The 16,916-nt window shown below is 57.0% G+C and carries 10 protein-coding genes and 2 pseudogenes; all 12 read left to right on the top strand.

The window, feature by feature from the left end; genetic code table 11:
* Positions 1-5: 5 nt before the first annotated feature.
* The 12 genes and pseudogenes from flgK to fliT all read left to right on the top strand — a co-directional run bounded on the left by flgK (position 6) and on the right by fliT (position 16,749).
* On the top strand, positions 6-2,051 hold the full coding sequence (flgK, locus tag AC3WJW_RS01345; protein ID WP_493724860.1) for a flagellar hook-associated protein FlgK: 2,046 nt from the start codon (positions 6-8) through the stop codon (positions 2,049-2,051).
* Between the two features lie 13 nt (positions 2,052-2,064).
* Positions 2,065-3,630: a flagellar hook-associated protein 3 gene (locus tag AC3WJW_RS01340; protein ID WP_493724859.1), complete on the top strand. Its 1,566-nt coding sequence runs from the start codon at positions 2,065-2,067 to the stop codon at positions 3,628-3,630.
* 116 nt (positions 3,631-3,746) lie between these two features.
* Positions 3,747-7,334 (top strand): glycosyltransferase, encoded by a 3,588-nt coding sequence (locus AC3WJW_RS01335; protein WP_493725140.1) that lies wholly within the window; start codon positions 3,747-3,749, stop codon positions 7,332-7,334.
* A 261-nt stretch (positions 7,335-7,595) separates the two neighbouring features.
* A pseudogene (locus AC3WJW_RS01330) lies at positions 7,596-7,847 on the top strand (sugar phosphate nucleotidyltransferase); the annotation flags it as partial.
* Between the two features lie 131 nt (positions 7,848-7,978).
* Positions 7,979-10,903: a TIGR00180 family glycosyltransferase gene (locus AC3WJW_RS01325; protein WP_493724858.1), complete on the top strand. Its 2,925-nt coding sequence runs from the start codon at positions 7,979-7,981 to the stop codon at positions 10,901-10,903.
* Between the two features lie 118 nt (positions 10,904-11,021).
* A pseudogene (locus AC3WJW_RS01320) lies at positions 11,022-11,339 on the top strand (SAF domain-containing protein); the annotation flags it as partial.
* 231 nt (positions 11,340-11,570) lie between these two features.
* Positions 11,571-12,500: a ketoacyl-ACP synthase III gene (locus AC3WJW_RS01315; RefSeq protein WP_493724857.1), complete on the top strand. Its 930-nt coding sequence runs from the start codon at positions 11,571-11,573 to the stop codon at positions 12,498-12,500.
* 598 nt (positions 12,501-13,098) lie between these two features.
* Positions 13,099-13,950: a flagellin domain-containing protein gene (locus tag AC3WJW_RS01310; protein WP_493724856.1), complete on the top strand. Its 852-nt coding sequence runs from the start codon at positions 13,099-13,101 to the stop codon at positions 13,948-13,950.
* 73 nt (positions 13,951-14,023) lie between these two features.
* Positions 14,024-14,392: a flagellar protein FlaG gene (locus tag AC3WJW_RS01305; RefSeq protein WP_218481621.1), complete on the top strand. Its 369-nt coding sequence runs from the start codon at positions 14,024-14,026 to the stop codon at positions 14,390-14,392.
* A gap of 82 nt (positions 14,393-14,474) precedes the next feature.
* Positions 14,475-15,917, top strand: coding sequence for a flagellar filament capping protein FliD (gene fliD, locus AC3WJW_RS01300; RefSeq protein WP_493724855.1), 1,443 nt, complete (start codon positions 14,475-14,477; stop codon positions 15,915-15,917).
* A 129-nt stretch (positions 15,918-16,046) separates the two neighbouring features.
* On the top strand, positions 16,047-16,442 hold the full coding sequence (gene fliS / locus AC3WJW_RS01295; RefSeq protein ID WP_493724854.1) for a flagellar export chaperone FliS: 396 nt from the start codon (positions 16,047-16,049) through the stop codon (positions 16,440-16,442).
* Positions 16,443-16,452: 10 nt separating this feature from the next.
* On the top strand, positions 16,453-16,749 hold the full coding sequence (gene fliT, locus AC3WJW_RS01290) for a flagellar protein FliT (RefSeq protein ID WP_218501872.1): 297 nt from the start codon (positions 16,453-16,455) through the stop codon (positions 16,747-16,749).
* Positions 16,750-16,916 lie beyond the last annotated feature (167 nt).

The raw sequence follows: 16,916 nt of genomic DNA, 5'->3' as shown, positions 1-16,916 counted from the left end.
GAAACATGAGTTTGCTCAATATCGGGATGTCGGGGCTGAGTGCTGGCCATAACTCGTTGGTGACGACTGGCAACAACATTGCCAACGTCGACACCGCCGGGTACTCGCGCCAGCAAACTGTGCAGGGCACCAAAGGCTCGATTCAGTACGGCAACGTGTTCATTGGCACCGGCACGACGCTGGCCGATGTGCGCCGCGTGTACAACTCCTATCTCGATTCGCAGCTGCGTACCGCCACCTCGCTCGACAGTGAGGCGGCGTCCTACAACGCTCAGGCCACTCCGCTGGACGCCACGCTTTCCGATACCAACACCGGGCTGACCGGTGTGCTGCAAAAGTTCTTCACCTCGATGCAGGGCGTTTCGACCTCGGCCACCGACGACACCTCGCGCCAGTCGGTGCTGACCGGTGCCCAGGCCCTGTCCGCCCGTTTCAATTCGATTGCCAAGCAGTTGAACGATCAGAACACCAACCTGAACGGCAGCCTCGGTGACATGGCGGATCAGGTGAACAAGCTGTCCACCACGATCGCCACGCTCAACCAGAAAATTTCCGAGCTCTCCACCGGCAGCAGCCAGCCGAACGACCTGCTGGACGCGCGCACCGAAGCCGTGCGCCAACTGTCCGCACTGGTCGGCACCCAGGTGGTCGAGCGCGGCAACAGCTACGACGTCTACATCGGCAGCGGTCAGCCATTGGTGGTCGGCAACACCACCAACACCCTGCAAACCGTGCCGGGCAAGGAAGATCCATCGCGCATGGCGCTGCAGCTCAATCGTGGCTCCAGCACCATCGACGTGACCTCGGTGGTCAGCGGCGGTGAAATCGGTGGCCTGCTGACCTACCGCAAGGAAGTGCTCGACCCGTCGCTCAATGAGCTGGGGCGCGTCGCACTGGTAGTGGCGGACCAGATCAACAGCCAGCAGGCGCAAGGCATCGACAAGAACGGTGATTTCGGCGCGGCGATCTTCAGCAACATCAACAGTGCCGCGCTGGTCAGTCAGCGCAGCATTGCGGCGGCGGGCAACAGTGCCGGCTCCGGCAACCTGGATGTCACCATCAAGGACACTGGCAAGCTGACCACCAGCGACTATCAGGTGACGTTCACCAGCGCGACCAACTACACCGTCAAGCGCTCGGACGGCACCGACCTGGGCGCGTTCAGCACCACCACGACCCCGGCTCCGGTGATCGACGGCTTCAGCCTGAACTTGAACGGTGGTGCGCTGAGCGCCGGCGACTCGTTCAAGGTGACACCGACCCGCGGCGCGGCGGCCGGTATCCAGACCGTGCTCACCGACCCGAAAAAAATCGCAGCAGCAGCACCCCTGACCGGCGTAACCAGTGCCAACAACACCGGCACCTACACCCAGCCGACGCTGACCAGCACCATCGACATCTACAACCCGGCGGCCCAGGCAGAAATGCAGACCGCGCTCAAGTACTCGACACCGGTCAAGCTGGTGTTCGGGGCGGCCAGCGGCGGTAGCCAGACCTACAACATGGTCGATGCCAAGGGTAACTCGATCGGCACCGGCACCATCGTTCCCGGCCAGAGCAACACCTTGAACCTGAAAGTGGGCATGGTCGATGCCAGTGGTGCTCCGGTCATGGACACCAGTGTCACGCCGGCCGTGCAGAAGACCTTCACCGTGCAGACCACAGTCGGTGCCACGCCGGCCAGCGGTGAAAGCTTCACCATCAACCTGACCGGCGCGGCGTCTTCGGACAACCGCAATGCCCAGGCGCTGGTCGGATTGCAAACCAAGCAGACGGTAGACACCGGCACGGCGAGCAAGGGCATCAGCCTGACCGATGCCTACAACAAGCTGGTGACCAACGTCGGCGCCAAGGCAGCCCAAGGCAAGTCCGACAGCGAAGCCACCACGGCGATCCTGGCCAATGCAAAAGGGGCGCGGGATTCGAATTCCGGGGTAGACCTGGACGAAGAAACCGGCAACCTGGTCAAGTACCAGCAGTACTACACCGCGTCTTCGCAGATCATCAAGGCTGCGCAGGAAATTTTCACCACGCTGATCAACAGCCTTTAAGGAGTCGTAATTCATGCGCATTTCCACCGCCCAGTATTACGAAATCACCGCTGCCAATTACCAGCGCAACTTCAACAAGGCCATCGCGACCAGCAATGAAGCCAGCAGCCTGACCCGCATCAATACCGCCGCTGATGATCCGATCGGCGCCGGTCGTTTGCTGCAACTGGGCCAGCAGAGCGCGATGCTTGATCAGTACGGTACCAACATCGAAAGTACCAAGAGTGCATTGAGCCTGCAGGAAACGACGCTCAACTCCATCGGTATCGCCTTGCAGCGCGCCAAGGAACTCGGTCTTGCTGCCAACAACGGCATCGCTACCGACGCGGATCGAAAGGCTTATGCATCAGAGCTTGTGCAGATTCAGCAACAGGTCCTGGGCTTGATGAACTCCCGGGACTCGGCGGGCAACTATCTGTTCTCCGGTTCGAAAACCGATACGCCACCGTACTCGCAGAACGCTGACGGCACCTTCACCTACAACGGTGACCAAAGCAGCATCAACCTGGGCATTGGCGATGGCATGTCGATTGCCACCAATACCACCGGTTGGGACGCTTTCCAGCAGACCATCAACACCAGCCGCACCCAGACCACCATGACCGCTCCGGCAGTGGATGATGGTCGGGTGGTATTGTCCGGTGGCGAGGTCACCTCGAGCTCGACTTACAACAACAAGTTCGCAAGCGGCCAGCCTTATCAGGTCACCTTCCTCAGCAGTACCCAGCTGAAAATTACCGATGCGGCGGGCAACGACGTCACTGCCGAAGCCAGCAAAAACGGTGTGGTCAGCAATACCAGCGGTGCCAACCAGGTGGTGAACTTCCGCGGTGTCGACTTGAAGCTGAACATCAACCTCAAATCGGGTGATGTACCGGACACCGTGATCGCCGGTCATAGCTTCCAGTTGTCGGCCAAACCGGATTCTTTCAATACTTCGCGCAGCCCGGGTAACACCTCGACAGCGGTAATCACTGGCTCCAACGTGACCAACTCGTCGAGCTACACCAATGCCTTCCCGGCGGGTGGGGCGATCCTCAAATTCACCAGCGCCACGGCCTACGATCTGTACGCTGCACCGATCACTGCTGACAGCAGGCCCGTGTCGTCGGGCACCATGACCGCGGGCAATGCAACGGCCGCTGGCGTGACCTTCGCCATCGGTGGCACACCGGCTGCCGGTGATCAGTTTGTGATTCAGGGTAACAATCACCAGACCCAGAACGTACTCGATACCCTGGGACAGATGATTACCGCGTTGAATTCGCCGGTCGACTCCGATCCGGTGATCAAACAGCAGTTTCATGCCGCTATGGATTCGGGCCTGAACAACCTGAACAGTGCCGTGAATCAGATTGGTACTGCCGTCAGTTCGATCGGCGCTCGAGGCCAGTCGCTGGATAATCAAACCGCGACCAACGAGAGCCTGACGCTGGCCAATACCACCAGTCAGTCGTCGATTCGCGACTCTGACCCGGCAGAAGTCATGACGCGCCTGACCTTGCAGCAGACCATGTTGCAGGCCGCACAGCTGGCGTTCAGCAAGATTTCCCAGTTGGGCTTGTTCAACAAGATCTGACGGTCGTCGGGCGCATCGGCTCCCGATTGCCTCATTACTTCAGTATTTATCCGTCTTTTTTGCGGTTTCGAAGGGCTCGCTTTTCTGGGCGGGCTCGCACCGCCTGTGAGCCCGCCGTGAATTCACTCCCGCTTGTCAGCCTGGTCATTCCCGCCTTCAATCCACGCTTTTTCGAACGTGCGCTGCACTGTGCCGTGAGTCAGGGGTACGCCAATCTCGAGATCATTGTGTGTGACGACAGTCGCGGCAACGAGATTGAGAGCATTGTCACGGCACAGGTTGAGCAGTCGGGTGTAGCGGTGCGTTATGTGCGCAACCCGCGCACGCTCGGGTTGGTGGGGAACCTGCATCGGTGTCTGGACGAGGCGCAGGGCGAGTTCATCAAGTTCCTGTGTGATGATGATCAGTTGTTTGCCTCGTGCATAGAATTCCAGGCTCAGTTGCTGATCGATAACGAGGATGTGAGTCTGGCGCTGGCTCAACGCATGCTTTGGGATGCCAACGACACGCTGCTGCCATCGCGCCTGATAAACACGCCGCTGTCCCCTATGAGCAGCCTGTTCCATGGGGATGACATGCTGGGGATATTCGACCGTTTTCCGGCCAATATTCTCGGTGGTTTCAGTAATGCGTTGTTCCGCCGTAGTGACGTGCTGGAGCTTTTGCCCGCGTTGACCCAAGAGGGTCATTGTTTTGTCGCCAGTCTCGATTTCGCGCTGTACGTGTGCCTGTTACGACGCGGCAACCTGGCGATGTCCAATCAAGTACTCAGCGTCGAGCGCTTGCATCCGGATCGTCTGAGCAATCAGCAACCGATGAGGGATGCTATTGAGGTTGAGCGTCAATGGCTGTTTCAAATGCTCAAGGCTCGCAGCGGTGAGCAAGCGCCTGCACCGGGATGGGTTCGTTACCTGCCGTTGACCCGCGTTGATGAGTCGCCACGGGTCTGGGAAGAGTTGGCTTTAAGCCACACACTGGGCAATCGGCAGACAACCCAAATTCATCAGGTGGGTATCTTCAGCGAGAGTTTTTCAGAGCTCTATGCGCAGTGGCTGGCATGCCGGACTATCAGTGACGGTCAGCGGCAATTATTGCCGGATACGCAGGCAAGCTGGTCGCATGCCCCCAAGATCGTGCCGATTATCATCGATGAAACGGGCAGTCGTTCAGCGCTGGAGCTCACACTCAACGCGCTCGCTTCGCAGGATTACGCACCGGAATTGACGCTGGTCTTGTCGACATCCTGTACAGAAGCGGCGCTGGATGAGCGGGTTTTTCGCCTGCCGCTCCAGGAAGACTGGCAAGAGCAAATCAATCAGTTGTCGGCGCAGCTGACCGGTGCTGACTGGTTCTATTTGCTGCGTGCAGGCGATCGTCTGGTGGCGCCCGCGTTGCTCATGATGGCCGAACGGATTGCCGCCTCGCCAACGATGACTTGCCTGTATGGTGATGAAGGTGGACTGCGTCAAGGAGAGTCCGCCGAACCGGTTTTCAAGCCGGACTTCAACCTGGATTTGATGCGTGGTTATCCCTATGTCGGCAGGGCACTGGCATTTGAGCGTCAACGTTTTCTCGCGCTCGGCGGTTTAGACTCCTCGCACGGGGAGCTGGCGCCTCACGATGTGCTATGGCGCATGGTCGAGAGCGATGGTGTGCAAGCCGTCGGCCACATTGCAGAAGTGTTGATGGAGTCGGTATTCGACTTCGGCAAGTGGTTGTCCTCGCCTGCGGTGCTGGAAGGCAACCCGTTATTACTGAAAGCGCACCTGCAACGTTTGGGCATTGCCCATGAGATTCGCAGCGACAGCTCTGCTCTGCTCAATCGTGTCGATTACCAGCATGCGTATCGGCCGCTGGTGTCGATCATCATTGTCAGCAAAGACCAGACTGTCGCCATGCAGCGCTGCGTCGAAAGCTTGCTGGAGAAGACCACTTACGGCGAATACGAGCTGCTTCTCGTCGATAACGGCAGCGAGAGCGTCGAAGCCCGAATCTGGCTTGAGGGTATGGCGCAACTTGGTTCCGAGCGGATCCGCGTGCTTGTGTATCCACAGCAGGGCAATGATGCTGCGGTGCGCAATTTCGCTGCCAGGCACGCCCGGGGCGAATATGTCCTGATGCTCAATCCTTACACGGTGATCACCCAGGATGACTGGCTGGCAGAACTGCTCAATCACGCGCAACGCCCGGAAGTCGGGGTGGTCGGCGCCAAGCTGTTCGACCCGGATGGACGAGTAGCGCATGCGGGCCTGATACTCGGTCTGCATGGGCCCGCCGGGTCGCCGTTTTATGGCGAGTCTTTGCAGGCGGCCGGCTACATGAACCGATTGCAGGTCGCTCACGATTTGAGCGCTGTCGGCGGTGATTGCCTGATGGTACGCAAAGCGGTTTTTGAGCAGGTTGGTGGTCTGGATGAGCAGGGCTTGGCGCAGTCCCTGAACGAGGTGGATCTTTGCCTGCGCGTCGGTCAGGCCAACTACCTGGTGGTCTGGACACCGCATGCTCGACTGGCTTTAGGGGCTCAGCCCGTGCAGGAAGCCGATGCGACTTTGCGTAACCTGGAACAGGAATTGTTCTATAAGCGCTGGCTGCCAATAATCGCTCGCGATCCGGCATACAGCGCCAACTTGTCACTGAATGGATTGGGCAGAACCAGTTTTATTCTTGAGCCGGGTCAGATTGATGGCTGGAGCCCGTTTTCAACAGCGCAATTGCCCAATATCCTCGCCTTGCCGGCAAACGCTACCGCCGTCGGGCACTACCGCGTGACTCAGCCGTTAATCGAGCTTGAAGCTGCCGGAAGAGTCCAGGGGAAAATTCATTACCTCATGCCGTCCATCATTGAGATTGAGCGTCAGTCACCTGACGTTATCATCATCCAGGGCAGGTACTCTGAATGGCTGATTAATGATATTCCGCTGCTGCGAACCTATTCCAATGCGCGGCGAATCTATGAACTGGATGACTATGTCATCAATGTCCCGCATCGCAATGCGCACAAGCGCAACCTGCCGGCCAAGGAGGACATGGAGAAGCTGGTTCGGCGTGGCGTCGGTATGTGCGATCGCGTAGTAGTGTCTACCGAGTCGCTCGGTGATGCGCTGTCGAGCATGCATAGCGACATTCGTGTCGTCCCGAACATGCTGGCCAAGCATCTGTGGAGCGATATGCGCAGCCAGCGTCGGACCTCGAAAAAGCCGCGGGTCGGCTGGGGCGGCGGTACCAGTCACCACGGTGACCTGGCAGTGATCGCCGACGTGGTTCGCGAATTGGCCAATGAAGTCGACTGGGTGTTCTTCGGCATGTGCCCGGATGATTTGCGTCCGTATATGCATGAATTCCACGGTGTGATCGGGCTGGATGTCTACCCGGCGAAACTGGCCAGTCTGAACCTCGATCTGGCATTGGCGCCGCTGGAATTTCACATTTTCAACGACTGCAAGAGCAACCTGCGTTTGCTCGAGTACGGCGCTTGCGGTTTTCCGGTGATCTGCTCCGACACCAAGGCTTATAGCGGTTACTTGCCGTGCACGCGGATCAAGACCAACACCACCGATGAATGGCTGCAAGCGATCCGCATGCACCTGTCCGACCCGGATGCCAGCTACCGAATGGGTGATGAGTTACGTGAAGTGGTGATGCGCGACTACGTATTGCATGGCGATAACTTGCGCTATTGGGAAGAAGGCTGGTTGAGTGACTGATTGCGTCACGTGTGATCCGTTCAAAACAGGCGACTCTTGAGTCGCCTGTTTTTTGCGCTCTCGCAATGGCATCTACATTACACCCGTCGCGCGCAGCAAAGAGCTGGCGCGTTTCCTGCAGGTTCCCTCTAATTCGCCATAAAACGAGCATTGGCGGCCTGATCGACAGGGCCCGTATCGGCGTTGAGCGTTTTATCCAGATGACCCACAAAAGCCTGATACGGCTGGGTTGGGACCTCTGATGAACAAGAGGGAAAGGGGATGAAGGCAGTTATTTTGGTGGGTGGCCTGGGCACGCGCATCAGTGAGGAGTCACACCTCAAGCCAAAGCCGATGATCGAGATCGGTGGCAAGCCAATTCTCTGGCACATCATGAAGCAGTACTTCGCCCTCGGCATCCACGACTTTGTGATTTGCCTGGGCTGCAAGGGCTACGCCATCAAGGACTTCTTCGCCAACTACTTCCTGCATACCTCTTACGTCACCTATGACATGTGCAACAACCGCATGGACGATTTTGAAGTCGATCAGGTCATTCACAGCAAGCTGCTGATCACCGTCGCGCCGGATGGCTATTTGCATCGCGTGCGGTAACGGGCAGACATCATTGGTTTTTTCGGCGATTTGCCGTTCTGGGGATATGTATGCAAGGCGAGAATAATTCTGGACACGGGTTGGCACTCAACGAACAGTTGACTGTGGTGTTGATGTCTCATGAGCGGCCGGCATTTTTGCGTCGGGCGACGCATTTCTACAGCGGCCTGCCCTGCAGGATTCTGGTGCTGGACTCGTCGACCGAAGAGCTGTCAGGTATGACTGGCCAGTACGCGAATGTGGATTACCAGCATGTGCCCCAATACGGGTACTGGAGCAAACGAGCCAAGCTGGCCTTTGGTGTAGAGCAAGTGACCACGCCGCTCATGGTGTTTGCCGCGGACGATGACTTCCATGTGCATGATGCCCTGCACGAAGCCGTAGCCTTCATGGAGGCCAATCCCGACTACGCCCTGTGCCACGGTTACACATTGATGTACCAGGCGCAGGCCAATAGCGTCAGTTACTTCCGGCGTGACAAGAAAGTCTGCGAGGACTATTGCGCCGATCACCCTCAGGATCGCTTGTTGGAATACATGCAGCAGTACCTCCCGCCTTTCTATGCGGTCCAGCGCACGGCCCTGGTTCGTGACTGGTACGAAGTCCTGCCGCACGAGACTTCCTTGCAGTGGCAGGAAGTCGGTCACACCTATTACATGCTGGCGCGGGGCAAGGCGCGAGTTCTGTCGATCCCGTATTCTGTGCGTGAGCTGAACTGCGGCCACTCGGATCACCGCACCGAGATATTCCACTCGCTGGCTCATAACGACGCCAGGACGGTCGCCGAGCGTGAAGCCTTTGCCGCGTACCTCGCCGGCCTATCTACACAGATCGAGGTGCTGGAACCGGAGCATGGAAAACAGTTTGCATTGCAGTGCTTCGAAGCCTTGGCTGATGGTTTGCGCACAGGTCGGGCATTGGCTGTCGAGTCGATCTTCGAATCAAGCTGGTCGAATGTCGAAACAGGTCCCGTGCGCCGTTTCGGTCCCAAGCAGTACGTCGAAATGCCGTTCTATAACCAGTTTTTTTTCGATCACTTGACCCAGTTGGAATTCCTGTTGCACGCCATGCCGGCCGGTCGCCTTCAGCTTCAGGCCCTTGAGGGCATCTGGACCCGCCAGGAGAACCTCATGCTGGCGCGTAACAATGACACGCCGGAAAGTGTGGTCGAGCGTTTGTGGCAGGCCCACGACACCAACGTGTTCAATTGCACGTTGGTTAAGCGTCTGGCGGTCCAATTGGAACTGCTGGGTGAAGACGAGGAGGCGCAGACACAGCGTGACTGGGCTGCACGTCTTGAGGCCGTATCAGTCGAGGGTAATCGTGCGACGTTCGACAAAATGCACTCCGGGCGACTGCTGAAGTGGCTCGACGCCCGTCAGCCCGATGCCAGGGAGCTTGAGTCGATTACCCAACATCTGGCGGCAAACGACGGTGGTCCACAGTTCGGTGTTTTCTTGCTGGACCTGGACAACGACATCAGCAAGGTGCAAGCCACGCTCGATAGCCTGCTTGAGGGCCACAGCAAAGCATTCAAAGTGGTGGTCTTCACCACGGGTGAACCACCGGTGGCCACCACGGCGCAAAACACCCTGCACTTTGTCCGCGTTACCCGAACCAACTACGTCGACAAGCTGAACCTGAGCGCCGAACAATCGCCATGCGACTGGGTGCTGCTGACGCAAGCGGGCGACGAGTTCACTGCCGGCGGCCTGTTGCGTGCCAGTCTGGAACTGATGTCTGCCGCTGACGTTCGCGCGGTCGCCACCGATGAAATCCAGCGCAAGGACGATGGTGCACTGGTGGACGTGTTCCGGCCCGGCTTCAATCTGGATCTGCTGCAAAGCGTGCCAGCGCTGATGGCGCGTCATTGGCTGATTCGTCGTGAGGTCTTGATCGAGGCGGGTGGCTACCAGGCCGATTTCAGCAACGCTCTGGAATTCGACCTGCTCCTGCGCGTTATCGAGCAGGGTGGTCTTGGCGGCCTGGCTCATCTCGACGAACCGTTGCTGATCACCCAGGCGCCAGTGCTGGAAGAGAACGCCGACGAGCGTCAGGCATTGCTGCGCCATCTGGGCAATCGCGGTTACAAGGCCAAAATCACCTCGGCGATGCCGGGCACGTATCAAGTGGATTATCGCCATACGGAACGCCCGCTGGTGTCGATCATTCTGGCGGCGGGTGACGATCTGCCGGCGCTGCAACGCTGCCTGGAAGGGGTGTTGCTGCGTACCCGCTACCTCCAGTACCAAGTGTTGATCGCGGTCAATTCAAATCAGTCGGCCGAGGTCAATGACTGGCTCGGTGCATACCACCATCCGAAAGTGCACATCCTGCGAGCTGACCGTCCGTTGAGCGAGGTGGCGCTGTATAACGCAGCCAGCCAGCAGGCGCAGGGCGAGTACCTGGTGCTGCTGGATGTTGAGGCTGAACTTGTAAATTCGAACTGGATCGAGACATTGCTCAACCACGCACAGCGTCCAGAGGTTGGTGTCGTCGGTGCCAAGTTGATCGATCGCAACAACGAAGTCTCTCAGGCTGGTTTGATTCTGGGGCTCAACGGTGGTGTCGGTTCGGCGTTCATCGGTGAGAAACATGACGCTGAGGGCTACCTGTATCGGTTGGCGCTTGAGCAGAACTACTCTGCCGTATCGAAGGCCTGTCTGATGGTGCGCAAAGAGCTGTTCGATGTCTTGGGTGGCCTGGACAGTGAAAGCTTCGCCGACGGCTTCAGCGACGTTGACCTGTGTCTCAAGACGGGTCAGGCCGGTTACCTCACCGTCTGGACGCCGCTGGTTCGCGTGTTCCATTCAGGCAAGGTTGCACAAGCGCCACAAGCCCTTGCTGCGTTGCGTGAAAAATGGTCCGCCCACTTCGCTCAGGACCCGGCCTACAACGCCAACCTGGCATTGACCGGCAAAGGTTTTGCCCTGGGTGAAGGTACGTCGGTTAACTGGGCACAACTGCTCGTTTAAACCTGGCTCACGGGTATAAAGGTCCAAGGCAGGTCAACGCCCAATCGATTTTCATTTCAGGCGGCACGGGGTCGTTCTGGCGTTATTTCATCCGTCGCTTGCTGGAGCAATACCAGCCGCGGCGGGTGGCGTGGACGCCGGTTTCTCACTGGAGACGGAGGAAATGGCGAGTCTGGTTATCAAGACCGAGCGCGCCTGGCAGGCTTAGGGGCAGGTGAATTACGGGGTGGCCGATGTCGAGCGCAACTCCTTGGTATACCGCCGCTCGTTGTGTGTCACCGAGGATATAGTCGCTGGCGAGCCCTTTAAAAGCACCAATCTACGTGCCATTCGTCCGGGACTTGGGTTGTCCCCCAAACATGCTTCAAACCTTCTGGGACGACGCGCCCGTCAGGCTATCAAGCGTGGAACGCCGATGGATTGGTCGTTGGCCTGATAACCCATAACCGGGGTGAATCGGCAAAATAGCGTGACCTGAGAGTCAGAACGCGCATCTTCACTGTATTGTATTAACCGGGAAGACGGCGCCTGGGTCTTTATCAGGTCCGGTGATAGCCCTTTACGCTTCCCGCTGTCGCCCTCCAGGCGATAGACAATCTTGGTTTGTCGGCGCCCCTCGATTCCTTGCGGGTGGTGGTATTGGGCTGTTTATTATTGGGAAGCCGTAATGATTGGCATAAAAAGCATTGCGAGCTACGTTCCTGTAGCCGGCGTGGACAATTACGCACAAGGTGCAAAATTCGAAAAGGATGAAGAATTCATCCTGGGCAAGATCGGTTCGGCTTTTCTGCCACGCAAAGGCCTCGAGCAGGAAACTTCCGATCTGTGCGTTGAGGCAGCCAATGCGCTGTTTGCCAGCAACCCTGATCTGAAACGTGAATCCATCGATGCGCTGATCGTCGTCACCCAGAACGGTGATGAGGAAGGACTTCCACACACGGCGGCCATCGTGCAGGACAAGCTCGGCCTGTCGACCAATGTCGCAGCGTTCGATATTTCTCTGGGCTGTTCCGGCTACGTTTACGGTATCTACGCAATCAAGGGTTTCATGGAGGCTGCCGGCCTGAAAAATGGCCTGTTGATCACGGCCGACCCGTATTCGAAGATCGTCGATCCGGAAGATCGCAATACCACGATGTTGTTTGGCGATGCCGCCACTGCCACGTGGTTGGGTGAAGACCCGACCTGGGCACTGGGCAAGGCCAAATTCGGCACCGATGGTTCCGGCGCTCCTCACCTGAAAGTCACCGACGGTGTGTTCTTCATGAACGGTCGTCAGGTGTTCAACTTCGCTCTGCTCAAAGTGCCGGCGCATTTGCATGAGTTGCTGGGAGAGTCGGAACTGAAGGCTGACGATATCGATGCATTCTGCATTCACCAAGGCAGTGCGGCGATTGTCGATGCAGTGGCGCGGCGCTTTGAGGAGTGCCCGGAGAAGTTCATCAAGGACATGGTCGAGACCGGTAACACCGTGTCGTCGAGCATTCCATTACTGCTAGAAAAACACATGCTGGACTCCAACTGGAAGCGCGTTGCGCTCAGTGGTTTCGGCGTTGGGCTGTCCTGGGGCTCGGCAATTATCTATCGACCTGAATGAAGTTCTTTTCATAACAAAGGCCGGTACAAAAAAGCGTTCAAGGGTTAGCCTTGAGCGCTTTTTTTGCTTTAGATGAATGCAAGACACCCTGCCGCTAGACGCCCTCCACTGCATGTCTGCGGCACGGGTCTTGGGGACCTGCCGTTGGTACTTCGGGAGCGGTCCGGGCTTGAGCGTTACATCGCGGGGTATCCGCAGGTGAGTTTCCTCAACAGCAGTCGGGCAGGGGGGATGATTGTCGAGGCGGCGTTGACCATGGTCGATGTGTTCGATGAAGTGCAGACATTGGTGTTGTGCGCGCCGAAAGACGTTCGACGGTCGTGGACAAAATTGCTGAAAAACGTTGCGGTTTAACATCGATCGAACGCACTGGCCTGCGGGTTTGCGCCGTGAACGGTTTTATGACGTCATTTTTTTAGTGGTTGAGGGGGCGCTAAGCCCTTGTTTTCTAGGGGGTGGCAGGGTGATGGCAATTTTTTTCAAAAAAGCCCTCAAGCAACCTGCCAACCCGACGATAACTATTACGAAGGTTCTCTAGGCCATACCCGGCGGTTGCCAGGGCCGGAAGCCGCAGTACCCAACCAACGAGGAATTCGTCATGGCTTTAACAGTAAACACTAACACCACGTCGTTGAACGTTCAGAAGAACCTGAACCGTGCCTCCGATGCGCTTTCGACCTCGATGCAGCGCCTGTCTTCCGGCCTGAAAATCAACAGCGCCAAAGACGACGCCGCCGGCCTGCAGATCGCAACTCGCATGACCTCGCAGATCCGTGGTGGTACCCAGGCTATCCAGAACGCCAACGACGGTATCTCCGTAGCTCAGACCGCTGAAGGCGCGCTGCAAGCTTCGACCGACATTCTGCAGCGTATGCGTGAACTGGCTGTTAAAGCACGTAACGGCACCAACGGCACTGCTGACCAGACCGCTACCAACTCCGAATTCGCTCAGATGTCTGACGAATTGACCCGTATCTCGGCTTCCACCAACCTGAACGGCAAAAACCTGCTGGACGGTTCGGCTGGTGTTGTGACTCTGCAAGTGGGTGCAAACACTGGTTCGGCTAACCACATCGACTTGACCCTGACTGGCAAGTTCGACGCCACCAGCCTGTCTGTAAACAGCGGTGCTGTTGCTCTGACCGGCGCTTCCCCAAGTGCTGCTGCTGTCGCAATCGACAACGCAATCACCGCGATCGACGCTGCAATTGCGACCATCAACTCCACCCGTGCTGACCTGGGTGCTTCGCAAAACCGTCTGACCAGCACCATCTCCAACCTGCAAAACATCAACGAAAACACCACTGCTGCACAGGGTCGCGTACAAGATACCGACTTCGCCGCAGAAACTGCGAACCTGACCAAGCAGCAAACTCTGCAACAGGCTTCCACCGCTGTTCTGGCCCAGGCTAACCAGCTGCCATCCGCTGTACTGAAACTGCTTCAGTAATATCGGAGCGGGTTTTGGCGGGGGAGTGCGCTTGCGTGCTCTCTCGCTTTTTACTTTCTAGGAGGTGATGGTCATGGACATGAGCGTAAAGCTGAATTTGTCTTATCCGGCCGCGAAACCGGCAGCCAGTGTGACCGATAAACCGGCTGACAAACCTCGCGCCGACGCCATCCAGGCTGTCGCTGGAAGTAGTAGTTCGGATTCGGACAGTTCGGACAGTTCGGACAAATTGAAAGTGGCCGTTCAGGAAATCGAAAAGTTCGTCCAGTCGGTCAAGCGTAATCTTGAATTTTCCATCGACGAAACATCTGGTCAGGTCGTCGTCAAGGTGATTGCCAGCGAGTCTGGTGAAGTGGTTCGGCAGATTCCGTCTGCGGAAGCTTTGAAGTTGGCTGAAAGCCTGCACAACGCCCGCAGCGTTTTGTTCGATACCAAAGCCTGACACTGGCATGAAACGTGTTTGCATGATCATTGATTGCGTCTAGTAGTCAAATGACCGGCGACACACAAAGAGGGAGAGGCACATGGCAAGTCCAATTTTACCAGGGTCGGGACTAGGATCCGGTCTAGACATCGGTGCGATCGTGACCGCGCTGGTCAACTCCGACAAGTCGGCCAAACAGACGCAAATTGATACCCAGACTAAAGCCAACACGCTGAAAATCTCCGGTGTCGGTTCCTTGAAAAGCGCTCTGGCGGCATTCCAAGCCTCTCTAAAAAATCTTAACAGCACGACGAGTCCTGCGTTTTCAGGCTATACAGCGACTTCGAGCAATACCTCGATTCTGTCTGCTACCTCCAATAACACTGCGGTCTCGGGTTCCTACAGCGTTATTGTGCAAAACCTGGCCACAAGCTCGAAAGTAGCCAGTGCAGCTTTTGAAGACGGTGCTGCCAGTGCCATTTCGGCTGGCACTCTGACAATCACTCAGAATGGCACGCCTTACAATGTGGTAATTCCAGCGAATGCAACCTTGCAGACTACTCGGGATGCCATCAACTCCGCGCAAGCGAGCAATGGTATTTCGGCCAACATCGTGACCGATAGTGACGGTTACTCGCGCCTGGTTATCAGCTCGAACAAGACTGGCTCGGGTTCCGACTTGAAGGTCGACGGTATCCCCGAGCTGGAAATCGACGGTACTTTGCCGATGGGGGCCAATCCATCTCGTACTGATTCGGGTGCTGTGAACGGCGTCGCCATGGATGCAACTCTGTCCATCGACGGTTTGTCGGTCACCAGTAAAAGCAATACGGTTTCCGGTGCGATCAGCGGCTTGACACTCAACCTGACGTCCGTGAGTCCCGGGGCAGTCGGGAGCCAGACTGCCGCTGTCGTCACCGTCGGGACGAACACCACAGGTTTGCAGACATCGATCAAGTCGTTCGTTGATGCCTATAACACCCTGAAAAAAACCATCGACTCCCTGTCAAAGGCGACAGCGGATGCAGATGGTAACCTGACTGTTTCCGCCGCATTCACCGGCGACTCGTTGCCGCGATCGCTGATTGCAGACATGCGTGGCGTGCTGACTGCTCCGGGTGCGGGCGGGCAATTGTCGGTGCTGTCGCAGTTGGGGGTGATGACGAACGGACTTACGGGTGACCTGGCGTTCGACACGACTGCCTTCACCAACGCCATGGCAACCAACGGCATGAGTGGTCAGGTACAGCAGTTGTTCACTGGCACCGACGCAAGTAACGGTCTGCTGACCCGTATGAGTAATGCGGTGGATCCGTATGTCAAGACAGGTGGCTTGCTCGATCAGCGCAATACCAACCTGCAATCTGTCGCCAAGAATATTTCGACGCAGCAAGCGGCGCTGGATCTGCGTGTCACCAACCTGACCGCAACGTTGACCGCCAAGTACAACGCGATGGACTTGCTGGTGGGGCAAATGAAGGCTACGGCCAGCAACATTACCGGCTTCTTCGCGACATTGAACGCGCAGAAGTCCAATAACTAGTCATGAATGAATGACAAAAACCCGGCTGCGCTTTTTTGCGTGCGCCGGGTTTTTGTCTTCTGATCTAAAGTTTTTTGACTCGCTGACGATACACTGGGTATACGAGTCTTTGTGGCAATGAGGTAGAACATGAATCCAATGTTAGCCCTTCGGCAATATCAGAAAGTGGGTGCGCACGCCCAGACCTCCGAAGCGAGTCCGCACCGCTTGGTGCAAATGCTGATGGAAGGTGGGCTGGACCGTATTGCTCAGGCCAAAGGTGCCTTGGAGCGCAAGGACATTCCTGGCAAGTGCGTGTCGATCAGCAAGGCCATTGGCATCATCGGTGGCTTGCGCGAAGGTCTGGATCTTGAAAACAGCGCAGATGCCGTGGGCGAGCTCGACCGCCTTTACATCTACATGATGAAGCGCTTGGTCGAGGCAAACATCAAGAGCGATCCGAAGATCCTCGATGAGGTCGCTGGCTTGCTTCGAACAGTGAAAGAAGGCTGGGACGGTATTGCTGAGCCAGGTCCGCAGTTCTAAGGAGATCGCCATGAGTCTTGTATTGCAGCGAATAGAACACACTCGTGAAGCGCTGGTCGGTGCCCTGGCCGAGCGCAACTGGGAAGCTATCGGTCAATTGGACCTGGATTGCCGTTCCTGCATGGAAGACGTCTTGAGCGAGGCTTCGCTGGACGAGGAGGTTCTGCGCAGTAATCTTGAGGAGTTGCTGTATGTCTACAAGCAGCTGCTTGAGGTGGCGATGGGGGAGAGGCAGGCGATAGTCGACGAAATGTCTCAGATCCAGCAAGCGCGGAACGCGGCAAAGGTTTACCATCTGTTTGGTTAATTAACCCCAAGTTAATCCAGACATGTGCGCCATAAATTTGACTGTGCACGGTTTTTTGACTTAACTAGTGGCTGGTTCCAGAATTCAGTCGTCTTCAGGCATATCAGGCCTGCAAGCGTTTAGCTTGCCCCAGCATTTTGGGCATTGAGTTGACTAGGGAAGTTGCT

It is taken from the genome of Pseudomonas sp. GW821-FHT07G06 (assembly GCF_058986625.1).
The sequence above is the reverse complement of the archived record's forward strand: the minus strand, read 5'-3'. Positions and strand labels throughout refer to the sequence as shown.

Coding starts and splice junctions, on each gene's coding strand:
- flgK (WP_493724860.1), top strand. CDS start 6: ATGAGTTTGCTCAATATCGGGATGTCGGGGCTGAGTGCTGGCCATAAC.
- AC3WJW_RS01340 (WP_493724859.1), top strand. CDS start 2,065: ATGCGCATTTCCACCGCCCAGTATTACGAAATCACCGCTGCCAATTAC.
- AC3WJW_RS01325 (WP_493724858.1), top strand. CDS start 7,979: ATGCAAGGCGAGAATAATTCTGGACACGGGTTGGCACTCAACGAACAG.
- AC3WJW_RS01315 (WP_493724857.1), top strand. CDS start 11,571: ATGATTGGCATAAAAAGCATTGCGAGCTACGTTCCTGTAGCCGGCGTG.
- AC3WJW_RS01310 (WP_493724856.1), top strand. CDS start 13,099: ATGGCTTTAACAGTAAACACTAACACCACGTCGTTGAACGTTCAGAAG.
- AC3WJW_RS01305 (WP_218481621.1), top strand. CDS start 14,024: ATGGACATGAGCGTAAAGCTGAATTTGTCTTATCCGGCCGCGAAACCG.
- fliD (WP_493724855.1), top strand. CDS start 14,475: ATGGCAAGTCCAATTTTACCAGGGTCGGGACTAGGATCCGGTCTAGAC.
- fliS (WP_493724854.1), top strand. CDS start 16,047: ATGAATCCAATGTTAGCCCTTCGGCAATATCAGAAAGTGGGTGCGCAC.
- fliT (WP_218501872.1), top strand. CDS start 16,453: ATGAGTCTTGTATTGCAGCGAATAGAACACACTCGTGAAGCGCTGGTC.